Consider the following 17889-nt stretch of genomic DNA (forward strand, 5'->3'; position numbering starts at 1 on the left):
TCCGGACTTCTGCGTGCCCGGCCGCGCCCCATTCGCGGTCAGGGCCTTGGAGGCCGCGGGCCAGCCGTTAGCGTGGTGCGGCACGCTTCCGTCGGCCACCGGCGGGGCGGGAGCCGAGATCCGTCCGCGAGGAGCAGCATGCACGCCGACCCCCCTTTCAGAGGCTTTCCCGCGCAGCGCCTTCCCTCCGGGTGGGAGGCTCCCCCGGTCGCGGCTGCGCCCGCCTCCTGGGGGCATGCCGAAGGCGGCTTCCCCGGAGGCGGCTTCGCGGGCGGTGGCCACGGCGACCGGCCCGCGAATCCCGGCGGCGGACAGGCCGGGACGGCCCCGCACACCGGTGCCGAGGGGACGGGAGTGGTGGACAGGGCGGAGGCCGAGGACTTCCTCCGCCTCTTCTACACCGAGCAGCCCGATCAGCCCGTGACGTTCGCCCGCAGGCTCTACCAGATCCGCGCGGAGGTGGAGAGCACCGGCACCTACGCCCACACCTTCGAGGAGCTGGCCTTCGGCGCACGCGTCGCCTGGCGCAACTCGGCCCGCTGCATAGGTCGCCTCTACTGGAACAGTCTCCAGGTCCGCGACCTGCGCCACGTCACGGCACCGGATCACATTTTCGCCGAGCTGTGCGAGCACCTGCGACTGGCGGCCAACGGCGGCCGCGTGCGCCCGGTGATCTCCGTCTTCGCCCCGGACGCCCCTGGCCGGCCGGGGCCGCGCGTGTGGAACGACCAGCTTGTGCGCTACGCGGGGCACCGCCGTTGGGACGGGGGCGTCGACGGGGACCCGGGCTACACCGCGTTCACCGAACAGCTGCGCCGCATGGGCTGGCAGCCCCAGGGCACCACGCACGACCTGCTGCCGCTGGTGATCGACACACCCGACGACAAGCCCCAGATGTTCGACGTGCCGCGCGAGGTGGTGCTGGAGATACCGCTCTCGCACCCCGACTACCCGTGGTTCGCCCGACTCGGCCTGCGGTGGTACGCGGTGCCGGCCATCTCCCACATGCGGATGCGGGTCGGCGGAGTGGACTACGGTCTCGCTCCCTTCAACGGCTGGTACATGGGCACCGAGATCGGGGCCCGCAACTTCGTCGACGCCGACCGGTACGACCTGCTGCCCGTGGTCGCGCGGGAGATGGGTCTGGACACCCGCAAGGAGTCCTCCCTGTGGAAGGACCGGGCGCTCGTCGAGATCAACGTCGCGGTGCTGCACTCCTTCGAGACCGCCGGGGTGAAGATCACCGACCACCACACGGAGTCCCAGCGCTTCCTGACCCACCTCGCCAAGGAGGAGCGCCAGGGACGCACGGTCCCCACCGACTGGAGCTGGATCGTCCCGCCGCTCTCCGGCGGCGTCACCCCTGTCTTCCACCGCTACTACGACGAGGGCGATCTCCGGCCCAACTTCTACCTCGACCCCTCCGCGCGCGCCCGCAGCCGAGGCGAGTGCCCCTTCGGGCACTGATCCCCTCGACGTCAGTCGCCGTTCTCGCCACCTGGACGGAGAGGAAGGTGGGGTGTGGCAGCCGAACCAAAGATCCGGCCGGTGGGTAGGGCGACGGTCCTCAGGAACGGCGCTCCACCAGTTCGCCGGACACCGCGTCGATGAACGCGACGGCTCCCCGAGGTTCTTGCTCCCCGTCGCGGATCATGTTCACGATCCAGACGGGGCGCCACAGATGGTGTCCGAGGTGCTGATCTGAACTCGTCTCGCCGTGGGTACTCCTGCTCGATCTCCTCGTGCGCCGGTTCCCGTCGCCAGCACCAAGCGGAACGTCGTCATCGGTGTCACACGGTTTGTCGGCGGAGGGTGGTGAGGAACGCCTGCCAGGCGGGGGCGGGGAAGAGGAGGGTACCTGTGGCGGGGGACTTGGAGTCGCGGACGGGGGTGTGCGTGGGGTGGCCGTCGGCGACCTCGACGCAGTTGCCGCCGTCCTGGTTGCTGTAGCTCGACTTGCGCCAGTGGAGGTTCGGCACGAGGTCGGCGCTGCGGGGGTCACGCATCGGGGACATCCTTCACGAGGTCGCGGACGGTCGGGCTCAGGTGGGGCGCTGCGCCATGAGGACGACGCCGGGGCCGGTGTGTTCGTCGGCGGGGAGGCGGAGTTCGGCGACCGGCCGGAGGCCGGCCCGTTCGAGCAGGGCCGTGAGCTGTTCCGGCTGCCACTTGTACGTCGTCCAGCGAACGGGCACGCCTCCGTACGCTTCGGTGCGCGCCGCGTCTTCGTCGCCGACGTGGGTGGCGGTGAGGAGGTGGCCGCCGGGCTTGAGGGCGCGAGAGAAGTGGGCGAGGACCTGGGGGAGGACGTCGCGGGGGAGGTTGAAGAGGGACCACCACCCGAGTACGCCGCCGAGGGAAGCCGGTTCGAGGGCGAGGTCGGTGGCGGAGGCGACGCCGAAGCGGCACTGCGGGTAGAGGCGACGGGCGTTCTCGATCATGCGGGGTGACAGGTCGACGCCGGACGCGTCGAGTCCGCGTTCGGCGAGGTAGGCCGTCACGGTGCCGGGCCCGCAGCCGACGTCCAGTACGGGTCCGAGACCGCCCACGGTGTCGGCGAAGGCGTCGATGGATGCCTTGAGCCAGGGATGGCGGCGGATGTCGCCGATTCCTGTCGTGAGCACCATGTGGGCGTAGTTGTCGGCCACCCGGTCATAGGATTCGCGGACCAGGTCGAGGTCTGCCGGGCGGTCGATGTGGTGTGCGCCCATCCGTCAGCGGAGGGTGGTGAGGAACGCCTGCCAGGCGGGGGCGGGGAAGAGGAGGGTTCCCGTGGCGGGGGACTTGGAGTCGCGGACGGGGATGTGGGTGGGGTGGCCGTCGGCGACCTCGACGCAGTCGCCGCCGTCCTGGTTGCTGTAGCTCGACTTCCGCCAGTGGAGGTTCGGCGCGAGGTCGGCGCTGCGGGGGTCACGCATCGGGGACATCCTTCACGAGGTCGCGGACGAACGCCACGGACTGCGTGGGCGACAGTGCGTGGTCTCTCAAGTGATCGTAGGCGAGCCGGAGTCGTTCGACTTCGGTCACGTCCTCGGTCAGTTCGCCGGCGTAGCCGCTCTCGATGTAGGCGACCGTGGTGCCGTCGGGCAGCCAGAGCAGGGTGAGGGACGTGCCGACGAGGCAGTGCAGGCCCACTGAGAGCGGGACGACCTGGAGGGTGATGTGGGCGCGCTCGGTGGCGGTGAGAAGTGCTTCGAGCTGTTCCCGCCAGGTGGTCGGGTCGCTGGTGGGGCGGCGGAGAACGGACTCGTCGATGAGGGCCCGGAACGGCAGGGGTGACGGGCCCTCGTGGAGCAGGTGTTGGCGGCCGAGCCGGGCGGCGACCTGCTCCTCGACGTCCTGTTCGTCCGTCGGGCGGGCGGAGGTGAGGAGTTCGCGGGCGTAGGACTCGGTCTGGAGAAGGCCGGGGATCGTCGCGGGGGAGTAGGAGTACCGGACGGTGGCCTCGCGTTCGCGTTCCATGAAGCGCTTGTAGCGGTCGCGGAAGGCGTCGTCCTTGGCCAGTTCCCAGAGGAGTTGGAGGTGGCGGTCGGTGCCGTAGACACCGTCCAGGGCCGCCATCACCTGCGTGGAGCCGAGCTTCGCGCCGGTCTCCAGCTTGTGCAGGTACGAGCGGTCGAACGTCGTCAGGTCCGCGAGGTCGCCCAGCGAGTGCCCGGCCTCCTCGCGCAGGCGCGCGAGTTCGGAGGCGAGCACTTGGCGGGCCGAAGCCTTGGCGGTCGTGTGTTCGGGCATTGCTTCTCCCCTGTGGTCCCTGTCCGTTGGGCCACACGTCGGTGCTTCCGGTCCTCTGCGCACGGCGCGAGTCTGTGATCAGTCGAGCACACAGTGCGGTCGAGTCGCAGGAGAAGGGGACGAATCGGTGAACGAAACGACGGACGCGGCGTCGCAGTTGGCGATGCGGGCGGTGCGGGGTGCGCGGGAGGACGCGGTGGGGGAGCGGGTGGATCCGGACGACGCGGTGCGGGCGTTGCGGCTGGCGCTGCACGCGGCGCGGATCACGTTGCCGGACCTTCAGGCGGACGGGTGCGCGTGCGGGCGGCTGGCGACGGCGCCGCTGGTGGAGCTGGGGAACGTGCGGCCCGACGTGGCGTTGCGGCTGGCCGAGGTCGTGTCGGAGGGGGCGATGCACGCTGCCGTGCGGGAGGCGAACGCGCGGTCGCGCGGGGAGCGGCTGTGAACGTGGTGCGGGCGGTGGGGCGGTTCGCGGGGGTGCTGTTCCTGGTGGGGGTGTCGTCGGCGATCGGGGCGGTGGTGACGTTGGCGGTGCTGGGCGCGCCCGAGTGAGGGGGTGAGCTTCGCCGAGGGTGACGGAATGTCCTGGGATGGTCACATGAGGTGTACTCTGCCGCTGAATGGGTTGCCTCGTGACGGAAACGGGGCGGTCCCCGCCCGGTGGGCCAACACCGGACGAGGCCCTACACCCCGTAGGACTTACAGAAGGAGTCCCCGGAATGCTCCGGCATGTTATCTCCCTGGCGCGCTCGTTCGCGCAGATCCCGAACGGGATCATCCGCTGTCCGCGTCTGTCGTCGGACGCGAAGAACCTGCTCCTCTGGCAGTTGTCGCTCCCGCCCGGAAACCGTGAGTGCCTGAGCGAGACGGCGCGGAAGGCCGGGATCAGGAAGACCGCCTTCCAGCGCGCGAAGCGCGTGCTGCTGGCGGAGGGTTATCTCCACGAGTGGCGGGTGCAGGTGGAGCAGGGTCGGTTCGCGACCGTGCAGCTGGTCTCCAACACCGTGCTGACCGCCGAGGAGGCAGCCGCCGTACGGGACGGACGTACGGCGGTCCCGGACGCGGTACGGCTGGTGCGGCCGGGGGCCGGTAATCCGGCGGTCGGTGAGCCGACCGGTCGGGCCGTCGGCGGTCCACCGGAGAAGAAGACGGGGGAGGAAGACCACCCACCCACCCCGTGCGAGGGCGAGGAGTTGCTGCGGTCGTTGGGGCGGGAGCAGCCGAGGCTGGCGATGCCCGCGCGGACGGCGCGGCGCTGGGCGCCGCTGGTGGCGCCGTGGCTGGAGAGCGGCCTGTCGCCTCTGCGCATCCGGCAGGCGCTCACGCAAGGGCTGGCGGACGTACGGTCGCCGCTGGGCGTGCTCAAGTGGCGGCTGGAGCACGCGCTGCCGGACGTGCCGCCGCACGATCGGCTCGCGGAGGCACCGGCGGCGGCTCCGCCGCAGCCGCGCGTGGCCGGGATGCGGGAGTGCGCCGGGGTCCACACGCAGCCGCGCCTGTTCCGCCCGGCGGCGGGCGAGACGCTGTGCGCCGAGTGCCGGGCGAAGGCCGAAGCGGAACGGGAGCCGGCGCCCGTCGGGGCGGGGTTCGCCCGGTTCCTCGCGGCGCGGCAGGCGCGGTGCGTCTGAACACCAGGGGCTTCCCCGGGGGCTCACCGGAACGCCGGTCGAAGTGCTGCGCCCCGTGCGGGTGGTGTGGTCTGCTGCCGGGATGCCTGATGAACTCCTGCGTTCCGGAAGCGTCCTGCGCGAGGTCGAGTCGGTGCTGCGCGAGGTCGCGGACGAGGAGATCATGGCGCGTTTCCGGCTGCTGGCCGGGGGCGACGTCGCAAGGAAGTCCGGGCCGCTGGACCTCGTCACCGTCGCCGACCGGCGGGCCGAGGAGCGCTTGACGGAGTCCCTGACGGGGTTGCTGCCCGGGTCCGTGGTGGTGGGCGAGGAGGCGGTGGACGCCGACCGCTCGGTGCTCGACCTGCTGCACGGGGAGGGTCCCGTGTGGATCGTGGACCCGCTCGACGGCACGCGCGCGTTCGTGCACGGGGAGGAGGGCTTCTGCGTGCTCGTCGCCCTGGTGCAGGGCGGCGAGGTCGTCGCGTCCTGGACGTACCTGCCCGCGCGGGACCGGATGGCCGTCGCCCGCCGGGGCGCGGGCGCCCGGCTGGACGGGCGCGAGCTGCGGGCGGGGGCGCCCGCGCCGGGTGCCGTGCTCGGCGTGGCGACCTCCTACTACGTCTACTCCGACGAGGCGCAGAAGGAGGCCCTGCTGCGGCTGCGGTCGCCCGGGTTCGAGACGCGCCCCATCACTTCGGCGGGGTGCGCCTACCTGGACGTGGCCTCCGGCGTGGCGGACGCCGTGGCGTTCGCCTGGGAGAACCCCTGGGACCACGCGGCCGGTCTGCTGCTCGTCCGGGAGGCCGGAGGCGCGGGCGCGACCCTGGCGGGGGAGCCGTTCCGGCTCACCGGCGGCAACGCCCTGCCCCTCGCGGCGGCGCGCGACGCGGCGTCGCTGGGGCGGGTGCTGGGCGTGCTGCGTGGCGACCGTTGACGCGCCCCGCCCCAGCCGCCACCCGGAACCGCGCAAGGACGGCGGGGTGCGGGGCCCTGCCGTCCGGTGAGCAGGGTCGTCCCCGCCGTGTTCCGGTAGGGCGGGCGGCCCGGCGTCGGCTGCCGGGCGGCGGTGTCCGACGGGCCCGGCTCAGCGCGGCGGGAGCTTGGGGCGGCGGCGGTCGGGGACGTGCGCGAGGTCCGGAGGGGTGGCGGCGGGGTGCTGTTCCAGGCGGTCCAGCGCGGTGCGTACGGCGGCGGCCAGCACCGTGTAGTGGCCCTCCGCCCAGTCCAGGGGCGTGCGTTCGACCTCGATGTCGGGCTCGACGCCGTGGTTCTCGACCGACCAGCCGTAGGCGTCGAACCAGGCGGCGTTCATCGGCACCGTGATGACCGTGCCGTCGCCCAGGCGGTGGCGCCCGGTCATGCCGACGACGCCACCCCACGTGCGGGTGCCGACGACCGGGCCGAGGCCGAGCAGCCGGAACGCAGCGATGATCATGTCGCCGTCGGAGGACGTGGCACCGTCGGCGAGGGCGACGACGGGACCGCGCGGCGCATTGCCCGCGTAGCTGACGGGCTGGGCGTTGCGGGTGAGGTCCCAGCCGAGGATGACGCGGGTCAGCTTCTCCACGACGAGTTCGCTGATGTGGCCGCCCGCGTTGCCGCGCACGTCGACGATGAGGGCGGGGCGGGCGACCTCCATCCGCCAGTCGCGGTTGAACTGCGCCCAGCCGGAACCGCCCATGTCGGGGATGTGCAGGTAGCCGCACGCGCCGCCGGACAGTTCGCGGACCACCTCGCGCCGCCGCGTCACCCAGTCCTGGTAACGGAGTTGGCGGTCGTTGATCAGCGGCTGGACGGCGATGCGGCGGGGCGGGCGTTCGGGGTCGGTGCGGGAGAACGTCAGCTCGACGGTGGTGCCCCCGGCGGCGGTCAGCAGCGCCCACGGCCCGGCGGTCGGGTCGACGGGGCGGCCGTCCACGTGCGTGACGGTGGCGCCCTCGCGGATGCCGAGACCGGCCAGCGGCGAACGGGCCTTGGAGTCGGAGGAGTTGCCGGGCAGGATGCGGGAGATCTGCCACTCCCCGGCCTCGGTGCGCGTGAAGTCCGCGCCGAGGAGTCCGATGGGCCGCTGGTAGTGGGGCGGCCCCTCGTCGCGCCGGGCCGCGGCCACGTACGCGTGCGAGGTGCCCAGCTCGCCGAGGAGTTCGCGCAGCAGGTCGGCGAACTCGGCGGGTGAGGCGACGCGTTCGACCAGCGGACGGTACTGGTCCAGCACGGCGTCCCAGTCGATGCCGCAGATGTCCGGGTCCCAGAAGTAGGCGCGGATGATGCGGCCGGCCTCCGCGTACGCCTGCCGCCACTCCGCCGCCGGGTCGACCTCGTGCTGGATGCGGCGCAGGTCCACGTGGACCATGGAGTCCAGGTCGGCCGGTTCGGTGGCCGGGACCACCCGCAGGTCGCCCTCGTCGTTGACGACCAGCCGGGAGCCGTCGCCGCTGACGGTGAACGCGTCGACCAGGCCGGTGAGTTCGGTGCGTTTCGCCTTGACCAGGTCGAAGTGTTCGAGGGTGGGCCGGCCGGAGGTGTCGGCCGGGTTGACGAAGGTTTCGCCCAGGGCGCCGGAGATCGGGTAGCGCAGCCAGACCACGCCGCCGCCGTGCACGGGCCGCAGCGCGGAGTATTTGGAGGCGGCGACCGGGAACGGCGTCACCCGGTCGGGCAGGCCCTCCGCCTCGACCAGCACCGTGCCGTACTCGCCGGACACGCTCTGCGGGTCCAGCCCGCCGGCGGCCGGCCGGCCCTCGGGCGTCAGCGCGAACGGCGACAGCGTCGCGGAGGACAGCGGCACCAGGTAGGGGCGGCAGCCGAGGGGGAACGAGAGGTCGCCGGTGTGCACGTCGTAGACCGGGTCGAAGCCGCGCCAGGAGAGAAAGGCGAGGTAGCGGCCGTCGCGGGTGAAGACGGGCTGCTCGTCCTCGAACCGGCCGTCGGTGACGTCGACGACGGTGCGGGTGCCGCCCAGGCGTCCGATCCTGATCTGGCTGAGAGAGCGTCCGATGCCGGGGTGGGCCCAGGCGATCCAGGAGGAGTCGGGGGAGAAGGACAGGTCGTGGACGGGGCCGTTGACGGAGGCGACCAGCTCGGTGACGGGGTCCCAGGCCGGGGGCTCCGGCTCCGCCGCGCTTCCGGTGTCCGGCGCGTTCCCGGCCTCCGGCTCGCCCCCCGGCTCCGGGTCGGCCCCGGACTCCCCCTCGCCCGCGGTCGCCCCGCGTTCCGCCTCGTCCGCCGTCCGGCCCGCTTCCGCCACGTCGCCCGCCTCGCGCGCCTCCGGGGCCCACTCCGGGGGACGCTCGGCGTCCTCCGGGGCGCGGACGTCGACGAGCAGCAGCCGTCCGTCGTGCGAGGCCACGGCGACCGTGCAGCCGTCCGGTGCGGCGGTCAGTTCGCGGACGCGGCCCAGGCGTCCGCCCGCCAGCCGCCACGGGGTACGGGGGCGGGTGGCACGCGGCAGGTCGGCGATCTCCAGGGCGTCCTCGCCGTCGGCGTCCGTCACGTACGCGACGCGGCCGGTGTCGCCGAGCATCACCGGCAGCCGCACCCGTACGCCGGGGGTGTCGGCCAGGGTGCGGGCCGGGCCGTCCCGGTGGGTCAGCCAGTACAGGCTGCCCCGCACGCCGACGGCGCTGGCGCGGCCGGTGTGGTCGGCGGCGAGCGCGTCCAGGTGGGCGGCGGCGGGCACCTGATACGGGCGCCGCCCGGGGCGCGGGCCGCCCAGCCGAACGGGCAGCCTGCGCGGGCGGCCGCCGGGCGACAGGTCCTCGGCGAGCCACAGTTCGCCGGCGCACTGGTAGACGACGCGCCGCCCGTCGGTGGCGGCGTGGCGGGCGTAGAAGTCGGCGTGGTCGGTGTGGCGGCTCAGGCCGGTGCCGTCGGGCAGACAGGAGTAGAGGTTGCCGACGCCCTCGTGGTCGGAGAGGAACGCGATGCGGCCCTGCACGAACATCGGGCAGTCCAGGTGGCCGTCGAGGTCGGGGAGCAGGCGCTGCCCGTCGAGCCACAGGCGGCCGGTGGCGCCGCCGCGGTAGCGCTTCCAGGCGGCCGGTTCGTGCGGGGGCGTGCCTGCGAGCAGCAGCGTGTGCGGGCGGTCCGTGCGTCCGGCGGCGATGTGGGCGACGGGGCCCCAGGGCAGGCGGGCGCCCGGGCCGCCGCCGGTGCGGACCTGGTACGCCCAGGTGAAGTGGGAGAACGGCTGCTCGTGCGAGGAGACGGCCAGGACGTCGCTGCACCCCTCGCCGTCCGGCGGCGTCCAACCGCAAACCCGGGTGTCGGGGGAGCCCCAGTAGGTGAGGCGGGTGGTCCGGCCGCCCGCCACGGGCGCGAGGTGGATCTCGGGGTCCAGGCTGCGCCAGGTGGTGAACGCGATGTGGCGGCCGTCCGGGGAGAAGCGGGGGTGGTCGACACGGGTGCGGTCGACGGTGAGCCGCCAGGCCCGTCCGGGTTCGGCGCCCTCGTCGGCCAGGGGCGTGACCCACAGGTCGTCCTCGGTGATGAAACAGGCCAGATCACCGTGAAGGTCGGGAAACCTCAGATACGCGCCGTTCTCCGTCACCTCGCCCATTCTCCCAAGCGGACGGACGCGGGCAAGTTGTGATCTGGCCCTCATTTCGTTCGTCGGCTCAACCGTTGGGTATGCGAGCCGGCGTCTTTTGGCATGGACTGCCATCACTGTCTCCGCTCGGTCGCCGTCCTCCAGGTGAGCGGCCGGTGGGGCCCGAGAACCGGAGAACCACGCCCGTGGCCACATTCCTGTACAAACTCGGCAGGCTCGCCTTCCGGCGCCGCCGTATCGTCGCCCTGCTCTGGGTGGCGCTGCTGGTGGCCGCCGGAGTGGGAGCCTCGACCGCGTCCTCCCCGCCCGACGACGACTTCGCGCTGCCCGGCACCGAGGCCCAGAAGGCCTTCGACCTGCTCGGGGAGCAGTTCCCCGAGGCCAACGCGGACGGCGCGACCGCCCGCCTGGTCTTCCGCGCCGAGGACGGCGCCAAGATCACCGCCACCGACAACCGCCGGGTCGTCGCCGAGGTCCTCCAGGACGCGAAGAGCGAGCAGACCGTCGCGGTCTCCGACCCCTTCGCGAAGCGGAGCGGCGCCGTCAGCCGGGACGGCGAGACCGCGTACGCCGTGGTCTCGTTCGAGGTCCCGGCGATGGAGCTGACCGACGCCTCCCGCGAGGACCTGGAAGCGGCGGCCCAGACCGGCCGGGACGCCGGGCTCACCGTGGAGACCAGCGGCGACGCCCTCTTCGCCGAGCCCGACATGGGCAACGGCGAGATCATCGGCATCGCCGTCGCCGCGATCGTGCTGATCCTCACCTTCGGCTCGCTGGTCGCGGCCGGACTGCCGCTGCTCACCGCACTGATCGGGGTCGGCATCGGCATCTCCTCGATCGCCGCGCTCGGCGCCACGCTCGGCCTCTCGGCCACCACCTCGACGCTCGCCATGATGATCGGCCTGGCGGTCGGCATCGACTACGCCCTGTTTATCGCCTCCCGCTACCGCGCGGAGCTGACGGAGGGCCGGGAGCGCGAGGAGGCGGCCGGACGCGCCGTCGGCACGGCGGGCTCGGCGGTGGTCTTCGCGGGCCTCACGGTCGTCATCGCGCTCGCCGGGCTGTCCATCGTCAACATCCCCATCCTCACCAAGATGGGCCTGGCCGCCGCCGCCACCGTGGTGATCGCGGTGCTGGTGGCCATCACGCTGGTCCCGGCCGCGCTCGGCATGGTCGGCAAGCGGATCTTCGGCCGCAAGGTGCGCAAGGCCAACCCGGAGACCGGTGCCCCGGTCGCGGAGCACGCCGACGCGCGGCCCAGTGCGGGCGTCCGCTGGGCGCGGTTCGTGCTGCGCCGGCCGATCATGGTGCTGGTGGCGTCCGTCATCGGACTGGGCGCGCTGGCGATCCCGGTCTCCGGCATGCAGCTCGGCCTTCCGGACGAGGGCGACCAGCCCGCCGAGACCACGCAGCGCAAGGCGTACGACATGCTGTCGGATGCGTTCGGGCCGGGCTTCAACGGGCCGCTGCTGCTGGTCGTGGACGCCCGGGACGCCGAGGACCCGCAGGCCGCGGCCGGGCGGGTCGTCACGTCCGTGCGGGGCGTGGACGGCGTGGTGAACGTGTCGCCGCCGGTCTTCAATGCCGACAAGGACACCGCGACCATCACCGCGATCCCCGAGACCGGGCCGAGCGACCCGGAGACCGAGGACGTCGTGCGCGACATCCGCGACCGGGCGGAGGGCCTTGAGACGAAGACCGGCGCCACCGTCCTGGTGAGCGGTGCGACGGCGGTCGCCATCGACTTCTCGCAGGTCATGAACGACGCGCTGGTGCCCTACCTCTCGCTGGTCGTCGGGCTCGCGTTCGTGCTGCTGATGATCGTCTTCCGCTCGGTGCTGGTGCCGTTGAAGGCGGCGCTCGGCTTCCTGCTGTCCGTGCTGGCGGCACTCGGAACCGTGGTGGCCGTCTTCCAGTGGGGCTGGGGCGCGGAGCTGATCGGCGTCGAGTCGACCGGGCCGATCATGAGCATGATGCCGATCTTCATGGTCGGTGTGATCTTCGGGCTGGCGATGGACTACGAGGTGTTCCTCGTGACCCGCATGCGCGAGGCGTACGTGCACGGGGAGTCGCCCGAACGGGCCGTGGTCTCCGGCTTCAAGCTCGGCGCCCGCGTCGTCACGGCCGCCGCGGTCATCATGATCAGCGTCTTCGCCGGGTTCATCGGTGCCGGCGACTCGATGATCAAGATGATGGGCTTCGGTCTCGCGGTGGCCATCCTCTTCGACGCCTTCATCGTCCGGATGGCCGTGGTGCCGGCGGTGCTCGCGCTGCTCGGGCGGCGCGCCTGGTGGGTGCCGCGCCGGCTGGACCGGATCCTGCCGAACGTCGACGTGGAGGGCGAACGCCTGCGCCGGCGGCTGGCCGAAGGCGGCGAAGCCGCCGGGGCGGTGCCGCAGCAGCGCGCCGCGGAGCCCGAGGACTCGCGGGTCTGACCCGTCGCGCCTGCGGCGCGCGTGCGCCTTCGCGCGGCGGACGCCGACCGACGAGGCGGGGCCGGGAACTTCCCCCGGTCCCGCCTCGCACGGTTCCGGCGGGGGCGGACTTGTCGTCAGCCGCTACCTCGGGGCCGGGGCCGGGGCCGGGGCGGGCTCGGGGTGCGTGGCGCGGAGGGCGAGGAGGGCCATGTCGTCGGCGGGGCGGCCGTCGAGGCGGCGGGCGACATGGGCGCGGACCTCGCGGCGCAGCGTCCGCACGACCGCCTCGGGGTCGCCGCCGACGTGACCGCGCAGCCGGGAGACGGGGTCGTAGAACGCGCCGTCCGCGTCGCGGGCCTCGGTGGTGCCGTCGGTGAGCAGCAGCAGTGTCGCGTCCGGTGGGAAGGGCACCGTGAGGGACCATGCGCCGGCCGGGGACAGGTCGCGCAGCCCGAGCGGCGGGCCGGACTCGGCCGGGGCGAGGACATGGACCGCGTCGGGGCGCAGCAGCAGCGGCGCCGGGTGCCCGCGGTTGACCAGCCGCAGCGCGCGGCCGTCGGGGCCGATCTCCGCGACGACGGCGGTGACGAAGTCCTCCGCGCCCTCCTCGTCCGTACGCGTGGACGCGTGCCCGCGCACCGCGGCCTCCAGCGCGTCGACCACCGTTTCCAGCGTCGGCGCTTCGGCGGCGACCGATCCGAAAGCGTCCAGCACGGCACGCGCTCCCGCGCCCGCCGCGGCACCCTGGCCGCGGACGTCGCCGATGAGCAGCCGCAGCCCGTACGGGGAGCTGCGCACGGCGTGCAGGTCTCCGCCCATGCTCATCTCGGCGGTCGCGGGGAACCACTCGGCCCCGGCCGCCCGTACGGCTTCGGTCACGTCGGTCACGTCGGTCACACGCCTCGCAGGAGTTCGGCGAGGTCGCGGTCGAGCTCGTGCGACCCGACGCGTTCCGCGCCCTGCGGCACGCGGTCGTAGGCGGCGTCCAGGAAGGCACGGACACCGGGGGTGTCCACTTCGAGCAGGGCGATGCCTTCCGCCGCGTGCAGGCTGAGGGCCGTGCGGTGCGGGCCCGCGGGCCGCAGGCGGACGTCGCCCTCGCCGGCCGGGAGGCCCAGCCCGGTGGCCAGCAGGTCGCGGGAGAACGTCCAGACGGCCTCGACGCCGTCCAGGCAGGCCGGGGCGGGGAAGGTCACGGAGACCGCGAAGGCGTTCCGCGGGTCGTAGCGCAGCAGGACCCTCAGCGGGCGGGGCTCGGGCGCCCGGGTGACCAGTTGGGCCTGCACGGTGTGCTCGATGACGGACACGAATGCTCCTTTCCATCGGCATGTGCCGACGCCCCCTGCAGGGTCAGACGCGCCGCGCCGCCCCGTAGTCACGGCGCCGCACCCGTGAGCTGCGCCACAGTGCATGGCGCCCGCTCGGGTTGGGTATTCCTCCGCAGGGTGCACGCTCTTGCACACCGTTCGCAGGTGCCCACTACCATCGAACGGCTGTCTGCAGGGTCGGTCCGCTGGCCGGCCCTCCACCAGCCGTTGCACGACGGCCGGTGCACGCCGGCGGAACCACCACCCACCGAGAAGCGGAGCCTTCGCCATGCATGTCCCCGACGGATTCATCAACGCGCCGGTGTCGGTCGCCACCGGCGTCGTCGCCGTGGGCGCGGTCGCCGTCTCGCTGCGCGGCGCGCGCCGTGAGCTGGGCGAGCGCACGGCACCCCTCGCCGGTCTGGTGGCGGCGTTCATCTTCGCGGTGCAGATGCTGAACTTCCCCGTCGGCGCCGGAACCAGCGGCCATCTGCTGGGCGGTGCGCTGGCGGCGATCCTCGTCGGGCCGTACACGGGTGTGCTGTGCATATCCGTGGTGCTGCTGATGCAGGCGGTGCTCTTCGCGGACGGCGGCCTCACCGCGCTCGGCACCAACATCACCACGATGGGCGTGGTCGGCGTGGTGGTGGCGTACGGCGTCTTCCGCGGCCTGGTGAAGGTGCTGCCGCGCCGCCGTTCGTCGCTCACCGCCTCGGCGTTCGTGGCCGCGGTGGTGTCGGTCCCGGTCGCGGCAGCCTCCTTCGTCGGCGTCTACGCCCTCGGCGGCACCGCGGACGTGGCGCTCGGCAAGGTGCTGGGCGCCATGGTCGGTGTGCACGTCCTGATCGGCATCGGCGAGGCGATCATCACGGCGCTGACGGTGGGCGCGGTGCTGTCCGTGCGCCCCGACCTGGTGTACGGCGCGCGCGGCCTGACCGCGCCGCTCACCCTGCGCACCGGTGCCGCCCCGGCGGTGCCCGGCACTCCGGCCGCCGCCGAGCAGTCCCTCGCCGCCCGCACCGAGACCACCGCCCCGGCCCCGCAGCCCGAGCCCGCCCCCGCCGCGCACCGGCCGGCCGGCAAGGTGTGGCTGGCCGGCCTGGGCGCCACGCTGGCCTGCGCGGGCGTGATCAGCTTCTACGCCTCCGCGCACCCCGACGGCCTGGAGAAGGTCGCCGCCGAGTTCGGCTTCGAGGAGCAGGCCACCGAGCATGACCTCGCGGAGTCCCCGCTGGCCGACTACGGCGTGGCGGACGTAGAGAACGCCCGGATCTCCGGCGGCCTGGCCGGTGTGGTGGGCGTCGGCGCGACCCTCGCCGTGGGCAGCGGCGTCTTCCTCACCGTGCGCCGCCGCCGTTCCGGCTCCGCGGCCGCCGCCGACACAAGCCCCGCCGACACGACACCGGGTACCGGCGCGGACCCGGACGGCGGCCCCGTCCCCTCCGGCCCGGCCCCGTCGCAGGAGAACCGGTGACGGCGCGCCGCGCGGTCGCGCGTCCCGGGGAGAGCTGACATGGGAGCAGGGCACGCGCACCGGCTGTACCGGCACGGGCACACGGCGGTGCACGCGCTGCCGCCGCACTGCAAGCTGGTCGCCGTCCTGTGCTTCGTCCTCGCCGTGGTGGCCACGCCGCGCGAGGTGATGTGGGCGTTCGGCGTGTACGCGGTGCTGCTGGCGGCGGTCGCCGTCGCGGCCCGCGTGCCGCCGGGGCATCTGCTGAAGCGGATGCTGATCGAGGTGCCGTTCGTGGCGTTCGCGGTGCTGATGCCGTTCGTCGCCGAGGGCCCGCGCACGGAGGTGCTGGGCCTGTCGCTCTCCGAGTCCGGACTGTGGGGCGCGTGGAACATCCTGGCCAAGGGCACCCTCGGCGTCGCCGCGTCCGTGCTGCTGGCCGCCACCACCGAGCTGCGCGAGGTGCTGCTCGGCCTCCAGCGGCTGCGGCTGCCGCCGCTGATGGTGCAGATCGCGTCCTTCATGATCCGCTACGGCGACGTCGTCGCCGACGAGATGCGGCGGATGCGCATCGCCCGCCTCTCCCGCGGCTTCGAGGCGCGCGGCGTCCGACACTGGGGCGTGCTGGCCAAGTCGGCGGGGGCTCTGTTCATCCGGTCCTACGAACGCGGGGAGCGCGTGCATCTGGCCATGCTCAGCCGGGGGTATGCCGGGTCGATGCCGGTGATCGACGAGGCGACCGCCACCGGGGCCCAGTGGGCCCGCAGCGCTCTGCTTCCGGTATCGGCGCTGGCCGTGTGCCTGGCAGGATGGGTCCTGTCATGACTGTGCGCGACACCGACACCCCCCCTGAGGCGCCCGCCGCCGAGCCTCCCTCGCTGGAGGTGCACGGCCTGGCGTACGCCTACCCGGACGGTCACCAGGCCCTCTTCGGGGTGGACCTGACCGTCCCGCACGGGGAACGGGTCGCGCTGCTCGGCCCGAACGGCGCCGGCAAGACCACGCTCGTCCTGCACCTGAACGGCATCCTCACCGCGGGCGCAGGCAGCGTCACCGTCGCCGGGCTGCCCGTGGAGGAACGGAACCTCGCGGAGATCCGCCGCCGGGTGGGCATCGTCTTCCAGGACCCGGACGACCAGCTGTTCATGCCGACCGTGCGCGAGGACGTCGCCTTCGGACCGGCGGCCGCCGGGCTGCGCGGCGACGAGCTGGAGGCGCGGGTTCGGGAGGCGCTGGAGCGGGTCGGCATGGAGGCCTACGCGGACCGGCCCCCGCACCACCTGTCGTTCGGCCAGCGCCGCCGGGTCGCGGTGGCGACGGTGCTCGCCGGGCGCCCGGAGATCCTGGTCCTGGACGAGCCCTCGTCCAACCTCGACCCGGCCTCCCGCCGCGAACTCGCCCACATCCTGCGCGACCTGGACGTCACGGTGCTCATGGTCACGCACGACCTGCCGTACGCGCTGGAGCTGTGCCCGCGCGCGGTCGTGCTCAGCGAAGGGGTCGTGGTCGCCGACGGCGGCACGCAGGACCTGCTGTGCGACGAGACGCTGATGCGCGCGCACCGCCTGGAACTGCCCTTCGGCTTCGACCCCAAGACGGAAGCGCCCCCGCAGGGGAGCTGACCGGCGAGCCGGAGGAGCACTCCTCAGGAGGAGGCGCCCCCGTAGGTGCCGAAGGTCCACAGGTTGCCCTCCGGATCCTTCACCGTGCACACGTAGGTGCGCACGCCGGAGCCGAAACGTGTCTCGTGCGGCGACTCCACCACCTCAGCCCCGGCGGCGCTCGCCCGGCGGTGCACGCCGTCCACGTCGTTGCAGACCACGTAGACGGCGCCGGTCCCGGCCCTCATGCCGCCGTGCACGCCGTCGGTGTGCCGCGTCGAGCCGAAGACCAGTGCGCCTCCGCCCGGCCAGCCCAGTTCCGCGTGCACGATGCGCCCTTCGTCGTCCGGTGCCGCGACGTGCTGTGCGAAGCCCAGCACGTCCACCAGGAACCGCAGCGCGGCGTTCGTGTCGTCGTAGTGCAGGACCGGCCACACCGAAGTGACAGAGGCTTCGCGGGACATGGCGTTCCTCCCGTGCTATTCGTTCCCGGGCCCGACGGGCGCAGCGTAGTCGTGCTCTCCGGCCTAAGCGTCGGCCCCGTAGGTTCCGTACTCCACGCGCGCCGTCGAGTCGAAGACGTGCACGGAGAGGCCACTGGGTGTCGTCCGATGGCTGACGAGGCGCAGCCCGGCCGGTGCGCCGCCGTCCGGGAACAGACGTCGGCCCTGGCCGACCACAACGGGGGCGATCACGAGCCGCCACGTGTCGACCAGCCCGGAAGCCAGCAAGGACTGGGCCAGCCGGGCGCTGCCGTGGACCTGCAGTTCCCGGCCGGGCCGCCGCTTCAAGTCCGCCACCTGGGCGGGTACGTCGCCGGACAGGACCGTGGACGGGTTCCACTCGGCAGCAGGGAGGCTTTGGGAAGCCACGTACTTCGGCAGGCTGTTCAGGATTCTGGCAGAGGGATGGTCGGTCATCTGCGGCCAGTCCCGCGCGAAGTTCTGGTAGGTGCGCCGGCCGAAGAGGAACGCGTCCGCCTCGCCGAGCCAGGTGCCGGCCAGCCGCTCGAACTCCTCATCCAGATGGGGTACGAACCAGCCGCCTCGCGTGAAGCCGTCGCTGGTGTCCTCGTCCGGGGACCCCGGCCCCTGGGAAACCCCGTCGAGCGTGAGGAACTCCTGCACTACCAGTCTCATCGAGCATCGCCCTCTCAGTTCTCCTCGGCCACTCCGGCCATCGGACCTGGGACTACGCCGGTCTTCCAACGGACCGAA

Annotated in this window: 17 protein-coding genes; 8 read left to right on the forward strand and 9 right to left on the reverse strand. The window is 73.2% G+C overall.

Going from position 1 to position 17889, the window contains the following annotated elements:
* Nucleotides 1-138: 138 nt before the first annotated feature.
* Entirely contained in the window at nucleotides 139-1467 is a 1329-nt protein-coding gene (locus tag E4198_RS15940) for a nitric oxide synthase oxygenase (RefSeq protein ID WP_136183746.1), read from the forward strand.
* Between the two features lie 323 nt (nucleotides 1468-1790).
* On the opposite strand, the gene E4198_RS15945 is transcribed toward E4198_RS15940, so the two are convergent.
* From E4198_RS15945 to E4198_RS15960, 4 genes are read right to left on the reverse strand one after another with little or no spacing between them, the layout of a single operon-like run.
* Nucleotides 1791-2006: a DUF397 domain-containing protein gene (locus E4198_RS15945; protein WP_247597706.1), complete on the reverse strand. Its 216-nt coding sequence runs from the start codon at nucleotides 2004-2006 to the stop codon at nucleotides 1791-1793.
* A gap of 36 nt (nucleotides 2007-2042) precedes the next feature.
* Nucleotides 2043-2711, reverse strand: coding sequence for a class I SAM-dependent methyltransferase (locus E4198_RS15950; protein WP_136183748.1), 669 nt, complete (start codon nucleotides 2709-2711; stop codon nucleotides 2043-2045).
* 3 nt (nucleotides 2712-2714) lie between these two features.
* Complete coding sequence (locus E4198_RS15955) at nucleotides 2715-2918, reverse strand: DUF397 domain-containing protein (RefSeq protein ID WP_348771305.1); 204 nt, start codon at nucleotides 2916-2918, stop codon at nucleotides 2715-2717.
* Complete coding sequence (locus E4198_RS15960; RefSeq protein WP_136183750.1) at nucleotides 2911-3735, reverse strand: helix-turn-helix transcriptional regulator; 825 nt, start codon at nucleotides 3733-3735, stop codon at nucleotides 2911-2913. Before E4198_RS15960 ends, E4198_RS15955 begins: the two co-directional genes overlap by 8 nt.
* A gap of 127 nt (nucleotides 3736-3862) precedes the next feature.
* Here E4198_RS15960 and E4198_RS15965 point away from each other — a divergent pair, with 127 nt between their 5' ends.
* The 3 genes from E4198_RS15965 (at nucleotide 3863) to E4198_RS15975 (ending at nucleotide 6279) form a co-directional block, all read left to right on the forward strand.
* Nucleotides 3863-4180, forward strand: a complete 318-nt coding sequence (locus tag E4198_RS15965; RefSeq protein ID WP_247597707.1) for a hypothetical protein — start codon at nucleotides 3863-3865, stop codon at nucleotides 4178-4180.
* Between the two features lie 274 nt (nucleotides 4181-4454).
* On the forward strand, nucleotides 4455-5363 hold the full coding sequence (locus tag E4198_RS15970; protein ID WP_136183751.1) for a hypothetical protein: 909 nt from the start codon (nucleotides 4455-4457) through the stop codon (nucleotides 5361-5363).
* Between the two features lie 82 nt (nucleotides 5364-5445).
* Nucleotides 5446-6279: an inositol monophosphatase family protein gene (locus E4198_RS15975; RefSeq protein WP_136183752.1), complete on the forward strand. Its 834-nt coding sequence runs from the start codon at nucleotides 5446-5448 to the stop codon at nucleotides 6277-6279.
* Nucleotides 6280-6429: 150 nt separating this feature from the next.
* Here E4198_RS15975 and E4198_RS15980 read toward each other — a convergent pair whose 3' ends face one another.
* On the reverse strand, nucleotides 6430-9903 hold the full coding sequence (locus E4198_RS15980; RefSeq protein ID WP_210732835.1) for a S41 family peptidase: 3474 nt from the start codon (nucleotides 9901-9903) through the stop codon (nucleotides 6430-6432).
* Between the two features lie 176 nt (nucleotides 9904-10079).
* Between E4198_RS15980 and E4198_RS15985 the strand changes: the two genes are divergently transcribed.
* On the forward strand, nucleotides 10080-12329 hold the full coding sequence (locus tag E4198_RS15985; protein ID WP_136183754.1) for an MMPL family transporter: 2250 nt from the start codon (nucleotides 10080-10082) through the stop codon (nucleotides 12327-12329).
* 123 nt (nucleotides 12330-12452) lie between these two features.
* On the opposite strand, the gene E4198_RS15990 is transcribed toward E4198_RS15985, so the two are convergent.
* Both E4198_RS15990 and E4198_RS15995 read right to left on the reverse strand, forming a co-directional pair.
* The gene (locus E4198_RS15990; RefSeq protein ID WP_136183755.1) at nucleotides 12453-13199 is read right to left on the reverse strand and encodes a PP2C family protein-serine/threonine phosphatase; all 747 of its coding nucleotides are present in this window, start codon (nucleotides 13197-13199) and stop codon (nucleotides 12453-12455) included.
* A gap of 5 nt (nucleotides 13200-13204) precedes the next feature.
* Complete coding sequence (locus tag E4198_RS15995; protein WP_247597708.1) at nucleotides 13205-13618, reverse strand: SsgA family sporulation/cell division regulator; 414 nt, start codon at nucleotides 13616-13618, stop codon at nucleotides 13205-13207.
* A 289-nt stretch (nucleotides 13619-13907) separates the two neighbouring features.
* Here E4198_RS15995 and E4198_RS16000 point away from each other — a divergent pair, with 289 nt between their 5' ends.
* From E4198_RS16000 to E4198_RS16010, 3 genes are read left to right on the forward strand one after another with little or no spacing between them, the layout of a single operon-like run.
* Nucleotides 13908-15092: an energy-coupling factor ABC transporter permease gene (locus E4198_RS16000; protein WP_136183757.1), complete on the forward strand. Its 1185-nt coding sequence runs from the start codon at nucleotides 13908-13910 to the stop codon at nucleotides 15090-15092.
* Between the two features lie 39 nt (nucleotides 15093-15131).
* Nucleotides 15132-15896 (forward strand): cobalt ECF transporter T component CbiQ, encoded by a 765-nt coding sequence (gene cbiQ / locus E4198_RS16005; protein ID WP_136183758.1) that lies wholly within the window; start codon nucleotides 15132-15134, stop codon nucleotides 15894-15896.
* Nucleotides 15893-16693, forward strand: a complete 801-nt coding sequence (locus E4198_RS16010) for an ABC transporter ATP-binding protein (RefSeq protein ID WP_136183759.1) — start codon at nucleotides 15893-15895, stop codon at nucleotides 16691-16693. The genes cbiQ and E4198_RS16010 overlap by 4 nt, the downstream gene beginning before the upstream one ends.
* A gap of 23 nt (nucleotides 16694-16716) precedes the next feature.
* Here E4198_RS16010 and E4198_RS16015 read toward each other — a convergent pair whose 3' ends face one another.
* Nucleotides 16717-17136 (reverse strand): VOC family protein, encoded by a 420-nt coding sequence (locus E4198_RS16015; protein ID WP_136183760.1) that lies wholly within the window; start codon nucleotides 17134-17136, stop codon nucleotides 16717-16719.
* A 63-nt stretch (nucleotides 17137-17199) separates the two neighbouring features.
* On the reverse strand, nucleotides 17200-17811 hold the full coding sequence (locus tag E4198_RS16020; RefSeq protein ID WP_136183761.1) for a dihydrofolate reductase family protein: 612 nt from the start codon (nucleotides 17809-17811) through the stop codon (nucleotides 17200-17202).
* Nucleotides 17812-17889: the final 78 nt, after the last annotated feature.

The sequence above is a fragment of the Streptomyces sp. RKND-216 genome (assembly GCF_004795255.1).
Taxonomy (GTDB): Bacteria; Actinomycetota; Actinomycetes; order Streptomycetales; family Streptomycetaceae; genus Streptomyces; species Streptomyces hazeniae.

Coding starts and splice junctions, on each gene's coding strand:
- E4198_RS15940 (WP_136183746.1), top strand. CDS start 139: ATGCACGCCGACCCCCCTTTCAGAGGCTTTCCCGCGCAGCGCCTTCCC.
- E4198_RS15945 (WP_247597706.1), bottom strand. CDS start 2,006: ATGCGTGACCCCCGCAGCGCCGACCTCGTGCCGAACCTCCACTGGCGC.
- E4198_RS15950 (WP_136183748.1), bottom strand. CDS start 2,711: ATGGGCGCACACCACATCGACCGCCCGGCAGACCTCGACCTGGTCCGC.
- E4198_RS15955 (WP_348771305.1), bottom strand. CDS start 2,918: ATGCGTGACCCCCGCAGCGCCGACCTCGCGCCGAACCTCCACTGGCGG.
- E4198_RS15960 (WP_136183750.1), bottom strand. CDS start 3,735: ATGCCCGAACACACGACCGCCAAGGCTTCGGCCCGCCAAGTGCTCGCC.
- E4198_RS15970 (WP_136183751.1), top strand. CDS start 4,455: ATGCTCCGGCATGTTATCTCCCTGGCGCGCTCGTTCGCGCAGATCCCG.
- E4198_RS15975 (WP_136183752.1), top strand. CDS start 5,446: ATGCCTGATGAACTCCTGCGTTCCGGAAGCGTCCTGCGCGAGGTCGAG.
- E4198_RS15980 (WP_210732835.1), bottom strand. CDS start 9,903: ATGGGCGAGGTGACGGAGAACGGCGCGTATCTGAGGTTTCCCGACCTT.
- E4198_RS16000 (WP_136183757.1), top strand. CDS start 13,908: ATGCATGTCCCCGACGGATTCATCAACGCGCCGGTGTCGGTCGCCACC.
- cbiQ (WP_136183758.1), top strand. CDS start 15,132: ATGGGAGCAGGGCACGCGCACCGGCTGTACCGGCACGGGCACACGGCG.
- E4198_RS16010 (WP_136183759.1), top strand. CDS start 15,893: ATGACTGTGCGCGACACCGACACCCCCCCTGAGGCGCCCGCCGCCGAG.
- E4198_RS16015 (WP_136183760.1), bottom strand. CDS start 17,136: ATGTCCCGCGAAGCCTCTGTCACTTCGGTGTGGCCGGTCCTGCACTAC.
- E4198_RS16020 (WP_136183761.1), bottom strand. CDS start 17,811: ATGAGACTGGTAGTGCAGGAGTTCCTCACGCTCGACGGGGTTTCCCAG.